A 19,416-nucleotide genomic window follows, 5' to 3' on the forward strand; every position below is an offset into this window, starting at 1 on the left:
TCAGTATCTCAGTTTTCTTATGATTTGTCAATACTATTTTCGTAAAATATTTAATGCGTCTTCAAACACTTCTGGAATCGGTGCCTCAAACTGAATATATTCACCCGTACGAGGATGATCAAAGCCTAAAATACCCGCATGAAGTGCTTGTCCATTCATATCTAACGTTTTCTTCGGACCATACTTCGGATCTCCTGCAAGTGGATAGCCAATATATTTCATATGAACACGAATTTGGTGCGTACGTCCCGTTTCTAAGCGACATTCTACAAGTGTAAAGTCTTTAAAGCGTTCTAACACTTGGAAGTGCGTAACAGCGTTCTTACCATTTTCATCAACTGTCATACTTTGACGCTCTTTCTTATCACGAGCAATCGGAGCATCAATCGTTCCCTTATCATGCGGAATCACACCGTGTACAATCGCTTTGTAACGTCTCGTTACTGTTTTTGCTACAAGCTGATTCACAAGCGATTCATGTGCCATATCATTTTTAGCAACCATTAATAGTCCAGATGTATCTTTATCAATACGATGCACGATACCTGGACGCATTACACCGTTAATGCCTGATAAGTCTGTACAATGATGCATAAGGCCATTTACAAGTGTACCACTTGTATGCCCTGGTGCTGGATGTACAACCATACCACGTGGCTTATTTACAACAAGCACATCTGCATCTTCATAATAAATTTCTAAATTTAAATCCTCTGGTTGAATATCTAACTCTTCTGGTTCAGGAATTGTTACTGTAATTTCATCTTCTTCTTTTACTTTATAATTCCCTTTTACCGCTTTCCCGTTTACTGTCACAACGTCATCTTTAATCCATTGCTGCACTTGCGTACGTGACCATTCGTTATTTATCCCTGCAACGAATTTATCAATTCGCTCGTTTTTTTGCTCTGCTGCAACTGTTACTTGTACTACTTCACTCATTCAATTACTCCTTCGCTTTCTTGCCTTCTAATAATGTTTGAATAATAATTAATACAACACCAATACATAATGCTGAATCAGCTATATTGAATACTGGATAGTTGTACGAGAAAATATACACGTGAATGAAATCCACTACTTCTTGTCTAAATACACGATCAATAAAGTTACCAATTGCCCCGCCCAAAATTAGGCCTAACGAAATACCTAGAAGCCTGTCTGTTTTCGCATACTTTTTCATATAAAATACAATAAACACTACAAAAACAACTGTAATAATGTAGAAGAACCACATTTTATTTTCTAAAATACCCCAAGCAGCGCCTCTATTTCGATGTGATGTTATGTATAATACATTGTCGATAATCGGAATACTCGTACCCAATTCCATGTTCTTTACAATTAACCACTTCGATATTTGATCGATAGCAATGACGAATAACGCTATTACATAATATATCATTTTCATTTCCCCCACAAAGACAGTGTACCTCAAAATTTTAGCATAGCTGCTACCTTTTCACAATGAACCTTTATAGAAGAATAAAATAAATTAAAAAAAGGTAATATAATATCGTTGTGCGTATTCATACATTTACCTTTTCATAAAAGAATTCATGAATCGTACGGGCAGTCGGCATTGTCTTCATTTGCTTTGTCGAAATTAATCTCCCCGTCTCTTCACAAATACCATACATGTCTATTTCCATTTTAAATAATGCGCGTTCTACATCCTTTAAATCCTCTTTTATATCATGTAATAGCAATTTTTTCTTTATCTCTTCCTTAATTTCATATCCAAGCTCTTGGCTGAACTCGACATCATATTTGTGCATTACTTCTTTAGCTAGTCTCTCTTGCAACTCTTTTCTCATCAATTGCAATTCTTCTTTTATTTCCATGTAAATTTCATTCACGTGTACATTCCTCCTAGCTGTAATGTACAGTTAGTGTGTCCGAAATTTATTTGCTTACCTCACACACATTTTTCCTTCACAGGAAAGAGTCTGAAAGTGATTTTGATATGCCATAAACAAAAAAACTGACTGCATCAATAGCAGTCAGCTTTTTTTATTATTTTACATAGTTTTCTTTAACAACTGTTGCACAACGCTCACATAATGTTTCATGTTCAGCATCTTTACCAATTGTTTCTGAAACTACCCAACAACGTTCACATGTTTCACCAGTTGCTTGAGCAACAACAACCGCTGTATGTTCATACTTCGGTGCATCTGCTGGCGCTTCATCCATCATACCACCAAGTTTATACTCAGAAACGATGAATAATTGCTTTAAGTCTTCGCTAATAGACTCTAACATAGCTTTCATTTCTGCAGTTGGATATAGCGTAATGCTTGCATTTAATGACTTACCGATTACTTTTTCATTACGAGCTACTTCTAGTGCTTTTAACACGTCATCACGTAATGTCATAAATGCATCCCATTTTGTTTTTAACGCTTCCGCGTCATCTAATTGTACAGCTTCTGGCATATCAGTTAATTGTACACTTTCTTCTGTTACGCCTGGAATGTATGGCCATACTTCATCAGCTGTATGCGGTAAGATTGGTGTTACAAGTTTCGTTAACGCAACAAGAACATCATATAATACAGTTTGAATCGCACGACGATCTTCGTGGTTTGCACCTTCAATATATAAAATGTCTTTTGCAAAGTCTAAATAGAATGAACTTAAATCAATTGTACAGAAGTTATGAATTGCATGATACACAGCAGCGAAGTCGTATGTCTCATATGCTTCTTTAACTTTTGTAATTAAGTCATTTAATTTCACTAACATGTAACGATCTACTTCACGAAGTTCAGCTACAGCTACTGCATTTTCACTTGGCTTAAAGTCGTCTAAGTTTCCTAATAAGAAACGGAATGTGTTACGGATTTTACGATACACTTCTGCTACTTGTTTTAAAATATCATCTGAAATACGTACGTCAGATTGATAGTCAACAGAAGATACCCATAAGCGTAAAATGTCTCCGCCTAATTGATCCATAATTTTCTTCGGTACGACAATGTTTCCAATCGACTTACTCATCTTACGTCCTTCACCATCTAGTACGAAACCGTGACTTAGTACGCCTTTATATGGAGCTTTACCTGTTACAGCAACTGCTGTTGATAATGAAGAGTTAAACCAACCACGATACTGGTCAGATCCTTCTAAATATAAATCAGCTGGACGCTGTAAATCTTCGCGCTCTTCTAATACCGCTTGGTGAGAAGAACCTGAATCGAACCATACATCCATGATGTCTGTTTCTTTACGGAATTCGCCATTTGGGCTACCTGGATGTGTAAATCCTTCTGGTAATAGATCTTTCGCTTCACGCTCGAACCATACGTTAGAACCGTGTTCACGGAATAAATCTGCTACATGGTTAATTGTTTCATCCGTAATAATTGGATCACCATTCTCAGCATAGAATACCGGAATTGGCACACCCCATGCACGCTGACGAGAAATACACCAGTCACCACGGTCACGAACCATATTATGAAGACGAGTTTCTCCCCATGCTGGTACCCATTTTGTTTCTGCTACAGCTTCTATTAATTCTTTACGGAATGCTTCAATAGATGCAAACCACTGTGCTGTCGCACGGAAAATAATTGGTTTTTTCGTTCTCCAATCATGTGGGTATGAATGTGTAATGAATGTTAGTTTCAGTAACGCGCCTACTTCTTCTAATATTTCTGTAATTGGTTTATTAGCTTTATCATAGAATAAGCCTTCAAATCCAGGTGCCTCATTTGTTAATACACCTTTATCATCGACTGGGCAAAGTACTTCTAATCCATACTTTTTACCAACAACGAAGTCATCTTCCCCGTGTCCTGGTGCTGTATGAACACAACCTGTACCTGCATCTGTTGTTACGTGGTCTCCTAGCATAACTAATGAATCACGATCGTAGAATGGATGTTTTGCAACTGTGTACTCAAGTTCGCTACCTTTTACTGTTTTCACAACTTCAGCATTTTCCCACTCTAACGTTTTTGCAACTGTCTCAAACAACTCAGAAGCAATGATATATTTCTCATCGTTTACTTTTACAATGCTATATTCAAGCTCTGGGTGAACAGAAATACCTAAGTTTGCAGGTAATGTCCAAGGTGTCGTTGTCCAAATGATGTACTTTTCATCACCTTCTAATACGTTCTTTCCATCTTTTACAGGGAATGCTACGTAAATAGATGCTGATTTTTTATCTTGATATTCAATTTCAGCTTCCGCTAAAGCAGATTCACTCGTTGGAGACCAGTAAACTGGTTTTTGACCTTTATAGATATAACCTTTTTTCGCCATGTCACCAAACACTTTGATTTGTTGTGCTTCATAAGCTGGCTCTAAAGTAATATATGGATTATCCCAATCTGCACGTACACCTAGACGCTTAAATTGTTCACGTTGACGTTCTACTTGTTCATATGCATACTCTGCACATAACTTACGGAACTCAGCAACTGTCATTTCTTTACGTTTTACACCTTTATTTGTTAAAGCTTGTTCAATTGGTAAACCGTGCGTATCCCATCCTGGAACATATGGCGCACTAAAACCAGTCATTGATTTATAACGAACAATAAAGTCTTTTAATACTTTATTTAATGCATGTCCCATATGAATGTCACCATTCGCATATGGAGGTCCATCATGCAATACAAATAAAGGACGTCCTTTTGTATGTTCTTGTACTTTTTCGTAAATATTCATTTCAGCCCATTTTTCTTGCATTGCAGGCTCACGTTTTGGTAAATTCCCACGCATTGGGAACTCTGTTTTTGGCATCAGTAATGTATTTTTGTACTCCATGCTCAATTCCTCCTTACATGTATAAAAGAAACACTTAAAAAACGGAATAAAAAAGAGACCTTCTCATCCCAAAAAGGGACGAGAAAGTCTCCCGCGGTACCACCCTAGTAGATCATATACATATGTATAGAATCCTCTTTATATTCTTAACGCGAATACACGCCTACGCTTACTCTATTTGTTCAGCGCGGAACTCCAGGGTGATATTCCCACTATCTCCTTATCCTGAGCTTACACCATCCTCAGTTCGCTATATAAGGTTTGAAAAGGTACTTATCCCTATCTTCGTTTTCTTAATAAATATGTTGTTTAAAATTATATGTAATAATGAGAAAAACGTCAAGCTTACACTGTTTCTTCTTTTTTCAACAGTTCATCTACTTCGTCTTCTAATTCAATTAGTTTATCCCAATCATCGTTGTTTAACATCTCAAGCTGTGTTTCTAATAACATACGGAAACGAGTTCGGAATACTTTCGCTTGTTTCTTTAGCTCTTCAATATCAAAAGCAACTTTTCTTGATTTTACTAATGCTTCGTTAATAATACGATCAGCATTCTTTTCAGCTTCACGCACAATTAATTTCGCTTCTTTTTGCGCATTACGTTTTACTTCTTCCGCTGCTTCTTGTGCAACGACGATAGATTTGTTTAACGTATCTTCAATATTAGAGAAATGATCTAACTTCCCTTCTAACTGCGCAACTTTTTCTTCTAAAGCTTTTTTCTCACGAATGACCAATTCATAATCTTTGATAATTTGATCAAGAAACTCATTTACTTGATCTTCATCATAGCCACGGAATCCGCGACCAAATTCTTTGTTATGAATATCTAATGGTGTTAACGGCACAACGCCACCTCCAAGTAGTTATCTAAATTTCCTCTTTCAATTATATCTTTTCTTCGACAAAATAGGAGGATTTCCTTCTAAAAAACCAATCATTTTAGTATACCATACAAAATTCTCCATTTGTCGCGTTTTGTTCTACCTTCTACAGAAAATAATTTACTTCGGCCATATCCTCTAACAGAAAAAACATCTCCTGGATAGCATTCATAAGAAGTTTGCTCCACTGTTTTCCAATTGACTTTTACTAAACCATTTTTTATGAAAGGTTGTACTTTCTGTCTAGATAAATGTAACATTTCAGCTAACATAACATCTAAACGAAGTGAAGAAACCGTTCCAGATTTCTCTCCCCACGTTTCATCTATCTGTAGAATTTGTTCTCCTTGCACTGACGCTAAAGAGACTTTTACTTTCCCTATTGATTGTAAGTTCATCTCAATATACGATACAATTTCTTTCGCAACTACAATTTGGGCACGATTTTCTTGCAGCAAAATATCACCACATTTTTCTCTTGTTAAACCAAGAGACATAAATGTACCTAATATTTGCCTATGTTCTAGCGTATAAAACTTGGAAGGATAGTCAATTTCTAATACTTCTACTTGAAATTCTTCTTCATTTAATTCTAGATAGTCTGGATAAATAAGTGCTCTTTTACGCTCTGCATTAGGCGTTGCACCACCAAATTGTACAGCAACATCACCTTGTCCTATTACCATAGAAACAATTTGTTGTTGCCTAGGATCAAGAAAATCCGTTAACTTCACTTGATGGTACTCCGCCGCTCGCTTCCACTCTAGCACTTTATCCACAAAGACCTCCTCATCAGGCCTAAAATGTTCGTAGATGCTCATGTATTTACCTTCTTACTATAAGAAATAGCTTAATAAACTGAACAAACCAGTTTTAGCAAGTTTCAACGCAAAGATCGCAACGATTGGAGAAATATCAATCATTCCAAGCGGCGGAATAAAGCGGCGGAATGGTTCTAAATACGGTTCACAAATACGTGCCAGGAACTCTCCAAAAGATGATTCCTTTGCACCAGGAAACCATGATAGGAGAATGTAAATAATAAGTGCCCACGAGTAAATCTCGATAGCATAACTTAACACTATAAAAACTGTTGTCATGGCGTATTACCACCTCTTTATATTTGTTTCTTCTTCTTCACCGAATAACTCTGAAATCGCACCAACAATATCTACATTTTCAGGTGTACACATAAATGTTTTCGGCCCTATTTTTTGAATGTCCCCGCCTATAGCGTATACAGTACCACTTAAAAAGTCAACGATACGTACCGCTTGATCAGTAGACATTCTCTGCAAATTAATTACAACAGCTCGTCTACCTTTTAAGTGGTCCGCAATCCCTTGTGCTTCCGAATATGTGCGTGGTTCTAATAAAACAACTTTTGAAGATTGTTTTGCTGTTTCAATACTCACAACATTTTGCTTCGGTTGCGCTTTCGGAAACGTAACGTCTTGTTGTTCTGGTGGATCTTGCTGCTTTTTCATGTCTGTTTGCTCCTTTTCATAACCATATTGAGCTGCTTCTTTTTCTTCCGGTGTATCAAAAAAGAAGTATTTTACTTTTGACCAACTCATAATAAGATTCTCCTTCCTTTTACGCTTTTCCTACTAAAATCGTTCCCAAACGAATATATGTAGCCCCTTCTTCAATTGCAATTGTGTAATCGTTGGACATTCCCATTGATAATTCTTTACATGGCGCATGTAATAACTCTAGCTCCTGCACCTCTGTTTGCAGCATACGTAATTCCTTAAAACAGCGTCTGATTTCTTCCTCTTCTTCTGTAAATGGAGCCATCGTCATTAGTCCAACCACTTCAATTTTATCGAATTCTTGCAAACTTTGAATAAAAGAAACAACCTCTTCTATTGCCAATCCTTGCTTCGATTCTTCAGATGAGGTTTTCACTTGAATAAAGCATTTCACTTTCTTATCAGCACGTTTCTGAATTTCTTTCGCCAGCGAAAGACGATCTAACGAATGTAAATAATCAATTTCATTAATGATTTCTTTTACTTTTCTCGTTTGTAATGAGCCAATAAAGTGCCAATTAACTTTTGAACCGAAATGCTCGTATTTCTGTAAGAAACCTTCATTTCTATTTTCACCTAAATCGATAATTCCAGCTTCAATTACTTCGTTTGTTTTTTCAATCCCTACAGTTTTTGTAACTGCAACAAGTTTAATATCTTGCAACGAACGTCCAGCTCGAGCGCAAGATTCTTTAATAGCTTCATTTACAATTACTAAATTTTCTTGTACTGTCACTTGCTTCCTTCCTCCTTAAAACCTATGAAACTCAACATTCTTCCTGTCTTACCTTGATCACGACGATGAGAGAAAAATAGTTGCTCTTCACAGCTTGTACAAAGAGATGACATTACAATATGCTCTTCTTTTATGCCTGCTTGTACACATAATATACGATTAATTTCTTTTAAATTAATTGCGTACTGCCCGTCAGAAATTTTTTGATGAGGAACAGCACCGCTAACTACTTCCTGTGCTGCTGTTAATACACGATCATCCACAACATAACAACAAGATCCGATCGACGGCCCAATTGCAACATGAATTTCATCACTTGAAATACCTTCTGCATTCCACTTTTGAATCATTTCCTTTGCAATCTCTTGTACAGTGCCTTTCCATCCAGCATGCGCAAGTCCTATCATACCATGTGATGGTGCATAAAAATAGAGCGGAACACAATCCGCGTAACAAGACGTTAACAGAACATCTTCATTACTCGTATAAATGCCATCTGTTTTTGAAATGCCGTCCTCATATGAATAGACACCACTTCCCTTTTCCTGTTGCCCTACTTTTTCAACATGATGAGCATGAACTTGTTCAGAGCAAATCCAGTTTTCTAATGGTTTTTGTAACTTATTTGCTAAAATGCGTCTGTTTTCATGAACGTTCTCCACGATATCATTCACATGTAATCCTAAATTCATCGCATGAAAGGAGCCCGTACTTATCCCACCATCTTTTGTCGTAAATCCAGCAGTAATGTTTCCAAGTTCTTTCCACGCTTGTAAATACAGTATACCGTCCACATATTTAAATGGTTCTCTCATAATAAAGCGGCTCCTTTTAATTAAAATAACAGAAAAAAGCATGGTACTTCCTGTCTATTTTACCATACTTTTATTTTTTCATAATCCTAACAGAAAAAAAAGAGGAATTTGTAATATTCTTTATGAAATTGTCGATGTTTGTATTGATTCTGTTACAGAATTAACAGGATTTACTCTTACAAGTATGACATCTTCCCCAATTTTCACAATTTCCTTCCAAGGAATTACAATCTCAACATCTTTTCCAAAAATACCTAGCATACGTGTCTGTTTGGAAATAATAACAGAACAAATTTTCCCTGTGTTCATATCAATTTCAATATCTCCAATATTCCCAATCCTTTTTCCATCTGAAATATTTATAACATCCTTCATCTGTAACTCTGAAATTCGTATCACCATTTTTATCCTCTCCCTTATATGACAAATTGGAAACTGTTTCTCATATTTACAGGAAGCCACCTATACGAAACACCATGCTAGTTTCATTATATGAACACTAATCCCCTACTATGAGCACAAACCATATTACATATAAAAAGGTCTCACCATAATTGGTGAGACCTTATCCTTGAATCGTTTTATTCATTTGTTTAATGGCTGACTTCTCTAAACGTGATACTTGCGCTTGGGAAATCCCAATTTCTTCTGCAACTTCCATCTGTGTCTTTCCTTGGAAGAAACGTTTTCTAATAATCATTTTCTCTCTATCATTTAAACGCTTCATTCCTTCTTTCAATGCTAATTCTTCAACCCACTGCTCGTCCTTTTGTTTTTCATCACTTAACTGATCCATAACAAAGATAGGATCTCCCCCATCATTATAAATCGGTTCAAATAATGAAACTGGATCTTGAATCGCATCTAAAGCAAATACTATCTCTTCATGAGTTACTTCTAGCACTTTTGCAATATCCATTGCTGTTGGTTCTTTTGAATTTTCTGCAATCAATTTTTCTCTTACTTGCAAAGCTTTATACGCAATATCTCGCAATGAGCGCGATACGCGAATCGGATTATTATCACGCAAATATCTGCGTATTTCCCCAATAATCATCGGCACAGCATACGTTGAAAATTTTACATTTTGGCCTAAATCAAAATTATCAATTGATTTCATAAGTCCGATGCAACCAACTTGAAATAAATCGTCAACATATTCTCCTCTGTTATTAAATCTTTGGATGACGCTCAGTACAAGACGTAAGTTTCCATTCACTAATTTTTCTCTTGCGCTTATCTCTCCACTTTGCATTTCACGAAATAATTTACGCATCTCTTCATTTTTTAATACTGGAAGTTTAGCTGTATCAACACCGCAAATTTCTACTTTGTTTCTCGTCAAAGTGTTCCCTCCTATCGGGAGTTGCTGTACAGTGTAAAGTATTTCCTTTGAAGGGGATTTTATGCATGTGGTTTTTTCACGATTTATTATTTAAATTATCTTTCCTAATACAACTAAATAGAATAAGACCAGCCTACATAACGGCTGGTCTTATTCTTTACACCATTTTATTAAATTCTTTTCGTAATCTTTTTATAATTCTTTTTTCTAAACGCGAAATGTATGACTGTGAAATCCCAAGCATATCAGCCACATCTTTTTGCGTCTTTTCCTCTCCTCCAGCAAGCCCAAACCGAAGTTCCATAATTTGTTTTTCACGATCATTTAATTGGTGTAATGCTTTCATTAAAAGGTGACGATCTACAGTAGCTTCTAAATCTTTTGTAATAATATCATCATCTGTACCTAACACGTCAGACAATAACAGTTCATTCCCATCCCAATCAATGTTTAGTGGTTCATCAAAAGAAACTTCCGAACGATTTTTGTTATTTCGACGTAAATGCATTAAAATTTCATTTTCTATACAACGCGATGCATATGTTGCTAATTTTATTTTCTTTTCTGGATTAAATGTATTTACCGCTTTAATAAGGCCGATTGTTCCTATACTAATCAAATCTTCAATATTTATCCCTGTATTTTCAAACTTTCTTGCTATATATACAACGAGCCTTAAGTTACGTTCAATAAGTAATGACCTTGCTGCCTGATCTCCTTTTGGCAATTTATTCAAAAGAACTTCCTCTTCTTCTTTTGTTAACGGTGGTGGCAACGCTTCACTTCCACCAATATAATAAATTTCATCGGTCTTAATTCCTAATTTCAGCAATACTTTATACCAAAGGTATACTAAATAAAATTTTAATTTCATCATATTATCCCGCCTCTCATTTATTAAGCGATCACCATTTTTTGCGAAATCAACATTTTTGGATGCACAATACATTGATACTCCCCATTAGTAGACAGCTGTTGTGTATTTAATCCAATTAATACTTTGTTTACAACAATAGAACTACCTTCATGGTCAACTTGCACACTGTCAGGCTTAATTGCCCACAAAAATTGACTCTCTACTCCTACTGCACGGAAAGGAATTAAGCGTAATTTGGTCGCCCAACCAGAATCATTTTCTGGTATTTGAGGAATTTCTGTTTTGGAATAAATTTGTTCTGTTAACCAAGATGGTAAGCAATGTTCTAATGATGAAACATGCATAATCATAACAGGTGTTTTTGTTAATGGGTCATAAAGTTGGTTCCCACTGTCAATAAGACCTGCGAGTTCTAGTTCTTCTTCGGCTAATTGAATTTTTACTTTCACAATTTGATCATAGTGTATTTTCGTGACCTCTACGCTTTCAATACGCTTTTTAGAAAAATAATAAATTACTGGAAAACCAAAAATAACAAATAACCAACTAATTGGATCACCGTAAGAAATTGACTGAGATTGAACCAATCCATTTACCATTTCATTCGTTTGCAAAAAGAAATGAGTTCCAATTAATCCTCCGCCAACCATAAAGGTTACAAAGTAAAAAGTAAAAACAGTTTGTGCATAATTTCTAAATGTCGTAAACCCAAATGCTGTATACACAATAAGTAACGAGTACAGTAGTTTCATAATTGGATGTGTCATCATAGAAGCAAAAGGAGTAAAGGCAAAAATAACAATAGTTGAACCTATAAATGCCCCTAACACAAGCCTCCATCTTTTGATTTTCTTTTTTAACACGGTAGCTGTTAATAAAAGCAAAAGAAAATCAATGCAGGCGTTTAACAACCAAACAACGTCGGCGTAAACAACCAAACAATTCACCTCTTTTTTCAAGTTGAGACTAGTATAATGCATATCCAATAGGAAAGTGTGTCAATTTGCGGAGGTGTTTTTTTGTTATTTTGTGATTTCTAGACATAATCTGTCGGTAAAAAATAAAAGTACAAATTCATAGAATGATATACTCTTATTTTCACAAACAAAATATATTGAAATATACGAAATAAAAAAAGACCTGCTTAGCAGGTCTTTTCCATAAAAAATAAAAAGGAGCATGAAAGCTCCTTTTTTTATCGTCTACGACGGTTACGTAAAAATGCTGGAATATCGATATCATCTGAATCTGAATGACGCTCATGTACAACTGGCTCTTCACGCTTCATTTCACGTTTTACTTCACGCTGTTTTGAAGGTTGAGCTACTGGTTGTTGCTGTTGTTGCGTGTGGTTCGCATTCGGACGAATAATTGGTTTTGGTGGTTGAGTTGCAATGCTATCATCAAAACCAGTTGCAATTACAGTTACAACGATATCATCTTTTAATCCTTCGTTAATAACAGAACCGAAGATCATATTTACTTCTGGATCTGAAGCTGAAGCTACGATGTCTGCCGCTTCTTGTACTTCATATAAGCTTAAGTTAGCGCCACCCGTAATGTTCATGATAACACCTTGAGCTCCATCAATAGATGTTTCTAGTAATGGGCTAGAAATCGCTTTTTTCGCAGCTTCTGCAGCACGATTTTCCCCATTACCAGAACCAATACCCATTAAAGCAGAACCTCTATTAGACATAATTGTCTTTACGTCTGCAAAGTCTAAGTTAATTAAACCTGGCGTTGCAATTAAATCCGAAATACCTTGAACACCTTGACGTAATACGTTATCAGCTTCACGGAATGCTTCTAACATTGGCGTATTTTTATCAACAATCTCTAATAAGCGATCGTTTGGAATTACAATAAGAGTATCTACATTTTCTTTAAATGCTGCAATACCAGATGCTGCTTGCGTCGCACGCTTACGTCCTTCAAAAGTAAATGGACGTGTTACAACACCTACTGTTAAAGCACCTAATTCTTTTGCAACTTGAGCAACAACTGGAGCTGCACCAGTTCCAGTTCCACCGCCCATACCGGCAGTTACGAAGACCATATCCGCACCACGAAGTGCTTCTTGGATCTGTTCTTTACTTTCTTCTGCAGCTTTTTTCCCTACTTCAGGGTTTGCGCCTGCACCAAGTCCACGCGTTAATTTTCCACCAATTTGCATTTTTGTTTCAGCTTTTGATAGATTTAATGCTTGTGCATCAGTGTTCACAGCGATAAAGTCTACACCTTGTACACCGTGTTCAATCATACGGTTTACAGCATTGTTTCCGCCACCGCCGACACCGATAACTTTTATATTCGCTAATTGATCTTGAGTAGTATCAAACTCTAACATGTCGAAATCCCCCTAGAACCTCATTTTTCGTGTCCAATTTTAATCCCATAAATAACGGAATACACGTTTTACTTTTGACATCATGCGGTCATCATTTTGATTATTATTGTTTTGATTACGAGTTTTTTGTTTCGTGGGTTGCTGTTGTACCGGCGTTGGTGCTGGTGCTGGTACTGGTTCAAAATGCTCTTGCTTTTCCTGCACATTTTTCCCACGTAATTTAGCTTTTTGATAAGAATGTTTAATTAATCCAACTCCACTTGTATATTGGGGCTCACGCACACCAATATAATCAGGAGTTGCTACACGAACATTTTCATGTAAAATATCATATGCAAGATCAAGAACACCTGGCATAGAAGCAATTCCGCCAGTTAGTACATAACCAGAAGCCACTTGCTTTACTCCTAACTTACGCACTTCATCTTGAACAAACATTAAAATTTCCTCTACACGAGCCTCTATTATATCCGATAATTCCAACTGAGAATATTGTTCTGTTTGATCACTTCCCATAATAGGAACCGTAAACATCTCTTCTTCAGATGCTGTATCATAAAAAGCATGTCCATATTTCAACTTAATTTGATCTGCATTTTCTGTTGAAGTTTTCAACCCAATCGCAATATCTTTCGTTATATGGTCTCCACCTAATGGTAATACGCTTGTCGCTTGTAACTCTCCATCTTTAAAAATAGATAAAGTTGTAGATCCTCCCCCCATATCAACAAGGGCTACTCCTCTATTTTTTTCATCTGAAGATATTGCAACTGTTGCAGCCGCTAAAGGTTGAAGACAAATATCAACAATTTCAAGACCTGCTTTTTCTACACAACGAAGTAGGTTATGTAGTAAAGTTCTCGAGCCTGTAATAAGTGTACCTTCCATTTCTAATCTTACACCGATCATCCCGCGTGGATCGTTAATCTCGTCAAGACCGTCTACGATGAACTGTCGAGGTACCACATCAATAAACTCACGTTCTGGAGCAATTGACACAACTTGTGCTGCATCTAGAACGCGTAAGACATCTTCATTCCCGATTTCACGATCTTCATTTGAAACAGCGACTACTCCGTGACAAGGAAGTAGCTGTACCTGGTTTGCATTGACACCTACTACAACTTGCTCAATGTGGATTCCCACCATGCGCTCAGCTTGTTCAATTGCTTTTTTAATTGATCGAACAGTCTCGTCTATATCAACTATCGATCCCTTCTTTAAACCATTTGATTTTACATTTCCAACACCAATAATGTTTAAGCTGTCATTAACCATTTCACCAATGATGACTTTAACATTGGATGTACCGATGTCAAGACTAACATATATTTCATTGCTGTTCATTCTTTGGCACCTCCTTCTTTATTTATACCATACAACTCAATATATGGAACAACAATCGCAACTTTACTATTTATAAGAAAAATATTCAACGTCTTTATACGTTTCCCTTTTTTAACCCTATATTTTTCTTATTTTTATTTAGCATTCAATTAAGAATATCGCAGTAAACTATGAATAACTGCTTATCTTGAAATAATTCTATTTCGAGTGTAAAGTTTACCGCCAAGTATAAGTCTACACTAAGATGTACTCATAGAAAAGTGAAACTTGTACCAATACTAGTATGAATCTAAGAATTTTTACATATTTTTCATCAAATGAACCATTCTTCTAAATTCGTATACACATAATAGAACATTCGTTTCGTTTTTTCTGCTATAAGTAACGAAAACTACCATTCTATTCTTTTTTTTCTTCCGCACCTAATTCTTTCGTATATGCACCTACTTCTAAGTCAATTAATACCTTCTTACCTGGCTCAATTGTTTTTAAAATAAGCGGATAGGCTTCCATACGTTTTGCGAAATTTTGAATTGTAGTGCTCACTTCATAACCTTCATTCATATATAAAGTAAGATGATCTTCATTCGCATTCGTTGGTGAATAGCGAATCTCCGAAATAGATTTTAAAATAGCTGGTGTTAATTTTTCTAGTTCAGCGATTAACTCCTTCATTTTCTCTTCTTTAAAAGGTTCGAAAATCGGTGCTGCAACAGGAAGTTTTCCATTAGGTAGTACATCAAGCGTTTTTCCATTCTCTAATAACGGTTGTAATTTTCCCTCTTTATTTATATAACCAATCGTTAAATATTCTTCGATATGAATATCAATATTGTTTGGAAAACGTTTTTTTACATTTACTGCTTTAATTTCTTTTCGCTTCGTTAAGTTTTCTTCAGCTTTATGTGCTGTCACTCGGAAATAACTTGTATCATATGTCACGCCTGAATCCTTCATTACTTGTTCATCCGTCATATAGTGATTTCCAAACACACTAATCTTTTTTATATTACTAAGCGGAGACCGAAAATAAATTAAAAAGAGCACTAATAAAAATAAAATTGATATGTATAAAATCAATCGATGATTAACATTTTTTTTGTTTTTTTTCTTTTGATTTTTCAATTTTGGTACACGATCTTGTAGTTTAATCACTTTACTATTATTCATGTACGATCCCCCTATGTAACATAAAGAACGGCATGTTCCTCATGCCGTTCTTATCTTCTTATTATAACATAAATGATAATGAGCGGAACGAATAACCGTTATCTTCCAATGATTTCTACTTCTGTGTGCATATCTACATCAAATTTATCCTTAATTGTATGTTTTATTAATTCAATTAAAGACAATACATCTTGCGCTGAAGCTCCCCCAGTATTAACAATAAAATTGCCATGCATTTCAGAAATTTGAGCTCCACCAATCCTATAGCCACGAAGCCCTGCTTTTTCTACTAAATCTCCTGCAAAATGTGGGATTGGATTCCGAAATACACTTCCTGCACACGGGTGATTCCATGGTTGCGTTTCACGGCGGTAATCTTTATTATTTTGCATGCTACGTACAATTTCTTCACGTTTCCCCGCCTGTAATTGAAACACCGCCTCTAAAACAATACCAGGACGTTTCGTTTGCAATACAGATGCCCGATAAGAAAACTCCAGTTCTTTATTCGTTAACCAGTCAATTGCACCGTCTTCAAACAGAATGAGAGCCTTCGATAATACACTCGATATATCCGATTTATGTGCACCTGCATTCATATATACTGCACCACCGACACTTCCTGGAATACCGCTTGCAAACTCCAATCCAGCTAACCCTTGACGACTAAGTAAAGTTGACAATTTAATAAGAGGATATCCACTACCAACTCTTACCTTATGTTTTTCGACCTCTAAGTGATCTAATCCTTCTCCTAAACGAATAACGACACCTTCTATGCCTTGATCAGATACAAGAAGGTTTGAACCGCGACCAATTACAGTCCACTTCGTTTTGTATTGCTTTACTAACTGTAATGTTTTTTCAATACCGGCTACATGCTTTGGCACAATTAAAATATCCGCTGGGCCACCTATTTTCATAGTTGTATAACGTGCTAACGGCTCGTTAACCAAAACACGACCAACGTCTGCTTCTATAAGCTCATTTACTAATTGTTCCATAGACAATCTCCCCCATATTAAGTCTCCTTATGACAATAATATGCAGGGCGTTCACCTAACGTTATCCCTCTATTTACGGGCAGTACAGCTCCTAAATCAAAATTAGGTGATAACAAAGAAATTAGGCGGAATGAGGATACCAGTAAACATCCGATTAGTGAAAGGTAATAATCAAAGAGAGAGAATCACTCCCCACTGATTAAAGCCTCACTTTATTTTTTTACAAGTTTATTCATTACTTCATACAGCTTATTTGCTGCATCTGGAATACCTAGTTGCTTAGCAGCTAGCTTCATATTTTGTAATGTTTGTGCATCTAATAAAATCTCATCAATATCACGAATAAGCGTTTCAGCTGTTAAATCTTTTTCAAGTAACATTTTTGCCGCTCCTTTATCAACAACTGAACGTGCATTCTTTTCCTGATGATTATTTGTTACATACGGACTCGGTATTAACACACTTGGTTTTCCTAACGCTGTTAATTCTGCAAGTGTTGTTGCCCCAGCCCTTGAAACAACAAGGTCTACACCAGTTAGTACCTCTGGCATATTATGAATGAACGGCTTAATAATAACATTGCTTGGGTTCCCTTTTTGCTTCACGGCTTCCATCACTTTGTCATAATGTACTTCACCTGTTACATATAGTATTTCGTAGCTTTTGTTCCCAAACTGTTCAATTGCTTCAACGAAGGCATCGTTAATCGGTCTAGCCCCACGACTTCCACCAAATATAAGTACAGACTTTTTAGGAAGAGAAAGCCCAACTGAACGTTTCCCCTTCATTCCATTTTGTTCCATTACCTCTGATGCTCGTGGATTACCTGTCATTACCACTTTTGACTCCGGAAAATGCTCTATAGCTGCTTCAAAACAAACAGCAACTTTATCAACATAACGGCTTAAAAACTTGTTCGTTACACCTGGTACACTATTTTGTTCATGTACAATAGTTGGAATACCTAATTTGGCTGCAGCGTATACAACTGGTCCACATACATATCCACCCGTTCCAATTACGATATCCGGATTAAAACGACGAATATATCGTTTACTATCCTGTACACCTTTTAGAAAACGCATTACTGTTTTCACATTATCTAATGATATTTTTCGTTTAAATCCACTTATAACAATAGATTGAAATGGTATACCTGCTTTTGGAACGATTGTACTCTCTAGTCCATTTTCCGTACCAATATATAAAAATCTTGCTTCTGGATTTAACTTTTTTATTTCTCTAATTAAAGCAAGAGCTGGATAAATATGACCACCAGTACCCCCACCACTCACTAATACACGCACTACTAACTCCTCCGCTTCTCTTTTCTTATTTCCATTATATTTATTTCTATATACATATTGCATTTTTACACACATACGAAAAACCCTGTCTTATAAACAGGGTTTAGTAGCGAGAATGGCGACTTATATTTAATAATACACCTACCGCCATTAACATTAATGTCAAACTTGATCCACCATAACTTAAAAACGGCAAGGTAATACCCGTAACAGGCATTAGTCCTGTTACAACACCAACATTAATCATTACTTGAATCGCAATCATCGCCACAATACCTACTGCTAAAAACGTACCATATAAATCTGGCGCTCCTAATGCGATACGAATCCCGCGCCATAATAATAGACTAAATAATAATAACACAAATGAACCACCAATAAAACCTAATTCCTCGGATAAGATCGCAAATATAAAGTCAGTTTGTGGTTCAGGTAAATAAAGAAATTTTTGTCTACTTTGTCCAAGTCCAAGCCCAAATAATCCACCAGGTCCAATTGCAAGTAATGATTGGATAATTTGAAATCCACTCCCGAGCGGATCTGACCACGGATCTAAATATGATGTAATGCGTTTCATTCGATACGGTGCTGATGCAATTAACCCTACAAATCCTGCTACACCAATCAAACCAAACATTGCAAAGTGAAAAACTCTCGCTCCCGAAATGAATATCATAATGATACATGTCCCAACCATTACCGTTCCTGTCCCAAGGTCTGGCTGTAACATAATCATCCCAAAAGCAAGAAACACAAAACTAAGAGCCGGTAATAAACCACGTTTAAAAGATGTAATCAATTTTTGCCGTTCTGCTAAAAACTTTGCCAAGAAAATAATCATCGCAAACTTCATAAATTCTGACGGCTGAATCGAAAATGCTCCGATTCCAATCCAACTTCGTGCTCCTCCTCGAACAAGACCTACTCCAGGAATAAGAACGAGAATAAGAAGAATGAAGCAAACTAGCAAAATCACTTTTGAATACGTACGCCACACCCAATAATCAATTTTCATAATAAAAAACATAGCTACTACACCAAGACCCGCAAACAGTAATTGTCTTTTTGCAAAAAAGAATGAGTCCCCCATTTTATAAGAGGCCCAAACTGCACTCGCACTATAAACCATAATCATTCCGATTGTCAACAATGAAAGTGTTACGATGATGAGAATAAAATCAGGCGTTTTCTTCATTACCCACAAACACCACCTCTTTAGGCAGAACCTTTTGCCCTATGTAACAAAACATCAGTAGGTGT

20 protein-coding genes and 1 other annotated feature are annotated in these 19,416 nt (G+C 36.2%); all 20 genes read right to left on the reverse strand.

The genetic code is table 11. The annotated features are described in order from the left end of the window. Window positions 1-33: 33 nt before the first annotated feature. The 20 genes from ACTL4X_RS19715 to spoVE all read right to left on the reverse strand — a co-directional run bounded on the left by ACTL4X_RS19715 (window position 34) and on the right by spoVE (window position 19,351). On the reverse strand, window positions 34-942 hold the full coding sequence (locus ACTL4X_RS19715; RefSeq protein WP_000005829.1) for an RluA family pseudouridine synthase: 909 nt from the start codon (window positions 940-942) through the stop codon (window positions 34-36). Between the two features lie 4 nt (window positions 943-946). Beyond that, a complete protein-coding gene (gene lspA / locus ACTL4X_RS19720; RefSeq protein ID WP_000642185.1) occupies window positions 947-1,405 on the reverse strand; it encodes a lipoprotein signal peptidase LspA in 459 nt (152 codons plus the stop codon). 124 nt (window positions 1,406-1,529) lie between these two features. Next, window positions 1,530-1,859: a molecular chaperone DnaK gene (locus tag ACTL4X_RS19725; protein WP_001002956.1), complete on the reverse strand. Its 330-nt coding sequence runs from the start codon at window positions 1,857-1,859 to the stop codon at window positions 1,530-1,532. 157 nt (window positions 1,860-2,016) lie between these two features. Continuing rightward, complete coding sequence (gene ileS2, locus ACTL4X_RS19730; protein WP_086691889.1) at window positions 2,017-4,782, reverse strand: isoleucine--tRNA ligase; 2,766 nt, start codon at window positions 4,780-4,782, stop codon at window positions 2,017-2,019. Between the two features lie 71 nt (window positions 4,783-4,853). Beyond that, window positions 4,854-5,077, reverse strand: a binding site (T-box leader). 50 nt (window positions 5,078-5,127) lie between these two features. After that, window positions 5,128-5,634, reverse strand: a complete 507-nt coding sequence (gene divIVA / locus ACTL4X_RS19735) for a septum site-determining protein DivIVA (RefSeq protein WP_001131611.1) — start codon at window positions 5,632-5,634, stop codon at window positions 5,128-5,130. Window positions 5,635-5,723: 89 nt separating this feature from the next. Further along, complete coding sequence (locus tag ACTL4X_RS19740) at window positions 5,724-6,491, reverse strand: YlmH family RNA-binding protein (protein WP_002164454.1); 768 nt, start codon at window positions 6,489-6,491, stop codon at window positions 5,724-5,726. Between the two features lie 15 nt (window positions 6,492-6,506). Further along, window positions 6,507-6,770 (reverse strand): YggT family protein, encoded by a 264-nt coding sequence (locus ACTL4X_RS19745; RefSeq protein WP_000214233.1) that lies wholly within the window; start codon window positions 6,768-6,770, stop codon window positions 6,507-6,509. Between the two features lie 6 nt (window positions 6,771-6,776). Beyond that, a complete protein-coding gene (locus tag ACTL4X_RS19750) occupies window positions 6,777-7,247 on the reverse strand; it encodes a cell division protein SepF (RefSeq protein WP_000119129.1) in 471 nt (156 codons plus the stop codon). Window positions 7,248-7,266: 19 nt separating this feature from the next. Beyond that, on the reverse strand, window positions 7,267-7,941 hold the full coding sequence (locus tag ACTL4X_RS19755) for a YggS family pyridoxal phosphate-dependent enzyme (RefSeq protein ID WP_000218005.1): 675 nt from the start codon (window positions 7,939-7,941) through the stop codon (window positions 7,267-7,269). Then, the gene (gene pgeF, locus ACTL4X_RS19760) at window positions 7,938-8,756 is read right to left on the reverse strand and encodes a peptidoglycan editing factor PgeF (RefSeq protein ID WP_001209008.1); all 819 of its coding nucleotides are present in this window, start codon (window positions 8,754-8,756) and stop codon (window positions 7,938-7,940) included. Before pgeF ends, ACTL4X_RS19755 begins: the two co-directional genes overlap by 4 nt. Before the next feature lie 120 nt (window positions 8,757-8,876). Beyond that, the gene (locus tag ACTL4X_RS19765) at window positions 8,877-9,158 is read right to left on the reverse strand and encodes a YlmC/YmxH family sporulation protein (protein ID WP_086691891.1); all 282 of its coding nucleotides are present in this window, start codon (window positions 9,156-9,158) and stop codon (window positions 8,877-8,879) included. 163 nt (window positions 9,159-9,321) lie between these two features. Then, complete coding sequence (gene sigG, locus ACTL4X_RS19770) at window positions 9,322-10,101, reverse strand: RNA polymerase sporulation sigma factor SigG (RefSeq protein ID WP_000197755.1); 780 nt, start codon at window positions 10,099-10,101, stop codon at window positions 9,322-9,324. A gap of 157 nt (window positions 10,102-10,258) precedes the next feature. Next, window positions 10,259-10,978, reverse strand: a complete 720-nt coding sequence (gene sigE, locus ACTL4X_RS19775; protein WP_000976948.1) for an RNA polymerase sporulation sigma factor SigE — start codon at window positions 10,976-10,978, stop codon at window positions 10,259-10,261. 20 nt (window positions 10,979-10,998) lie between these two features. Further along, entirely contained in the window at window positions 10,999-11,916 is a 918-nt protein-coding gene (gene spoIIGA, locus ACTL4X_RS19780) for a sigma-E processing peptidase SpoIIGA (protein WP_000261975.1), read from the reverse strand. Window positions 11,917-12,173: 257 nt separating this feature from the next. Next, complete coding sequence (gene ftsZ, locus ACTL4X_RS19785; RefSeq protein WP_000888984.1) at window positions 12,174-13,328, reverse strand: cell division protein FtsZ; 1,155 nt, start codon at window positions 13,326-13,328, stop codon at window positions 12,174-12,176. Between the two features lie 39 nt (window positions 13,329-13,367). Further along, complete coding sequence (gene ftsA / locus ACTL4X_RS19790) at window positions 13,368-14,675, reverse strand: cell division protein FtsA (protein WP_001087558.1); 1,308 nt, start codon at window positions 14,673-14,675, stop codon at window positions 13,368-13,370. Window positions 14,676-15,074: 399 nt separating this feature from the next. After that, a complete protein-coding gene (gene divIB / locus ACTL4X_RS19795) occupies window positions 15,075-15,845 on the reverse strand; it encodes a cell division protein DivIB (RefSeq protein ID WP_001065793.1) in 771 nt (256 codons plus the stop codon). A 98-nt stretch (window positions 15,846-15,943) separates the two neighbouring features. Then, the gene (gene murB, locus ACTL4X_RS19800; RefSeq protein ID WP_000437020.1) at window positions 15,944-16,849 is read right to left on the reverse strand and encodes a UDP-N-acetylmuramate dehydrogenase; all 906 of its coding nucleotides are present in this window, start codon (window positions 16,847-16,849) and stop codon (window positions 15,944-15,946) included. 212 nt (window positions 16,850-17,061) lie between these two features. Continuing rightward, window positions 17,062-18,156: an undecaprenyldiphospho-muramoylpentapeptide beta-N-acetylglucosaminyltransferase gene (murG, locus tag ACTL4X_RS19805; RefSeq protein ID WP_025689214.1), complete on the reverse strand. Its 1,095-nt coding sequence runs from the start codon at window positions 18,154-18,156 to the stop codon at window positions 17,062-17,064. 103 nt (window positions 18,157-18,259) lie between these two features. Further along, window positions 18,260-19,351 carry a stage V sporulation protein E gene (spoVE, locus tag ACTL4X_RS19810; RefSeq protein WP_000753520.1) on the reverse strand — a complete coding sequence of 364 codons (1,092 nt, stop codon included), beginning with the start codon at window positions 19,349-19,351 and terminating at the stop codon, window positions 18,260-18,262. Window positions 19,352-19,416: the final 65 nt, after the last annotated feature.

The sequence above is a fragment of the Bacillus sp. RE35 genome, assembly GCF_052146655.1.
Lineage (GTDB): Bacteria > Bacillota > Bacilli > Bacillales > Bacillaceae_G > Bacillus_A > Bacillus_A cereus.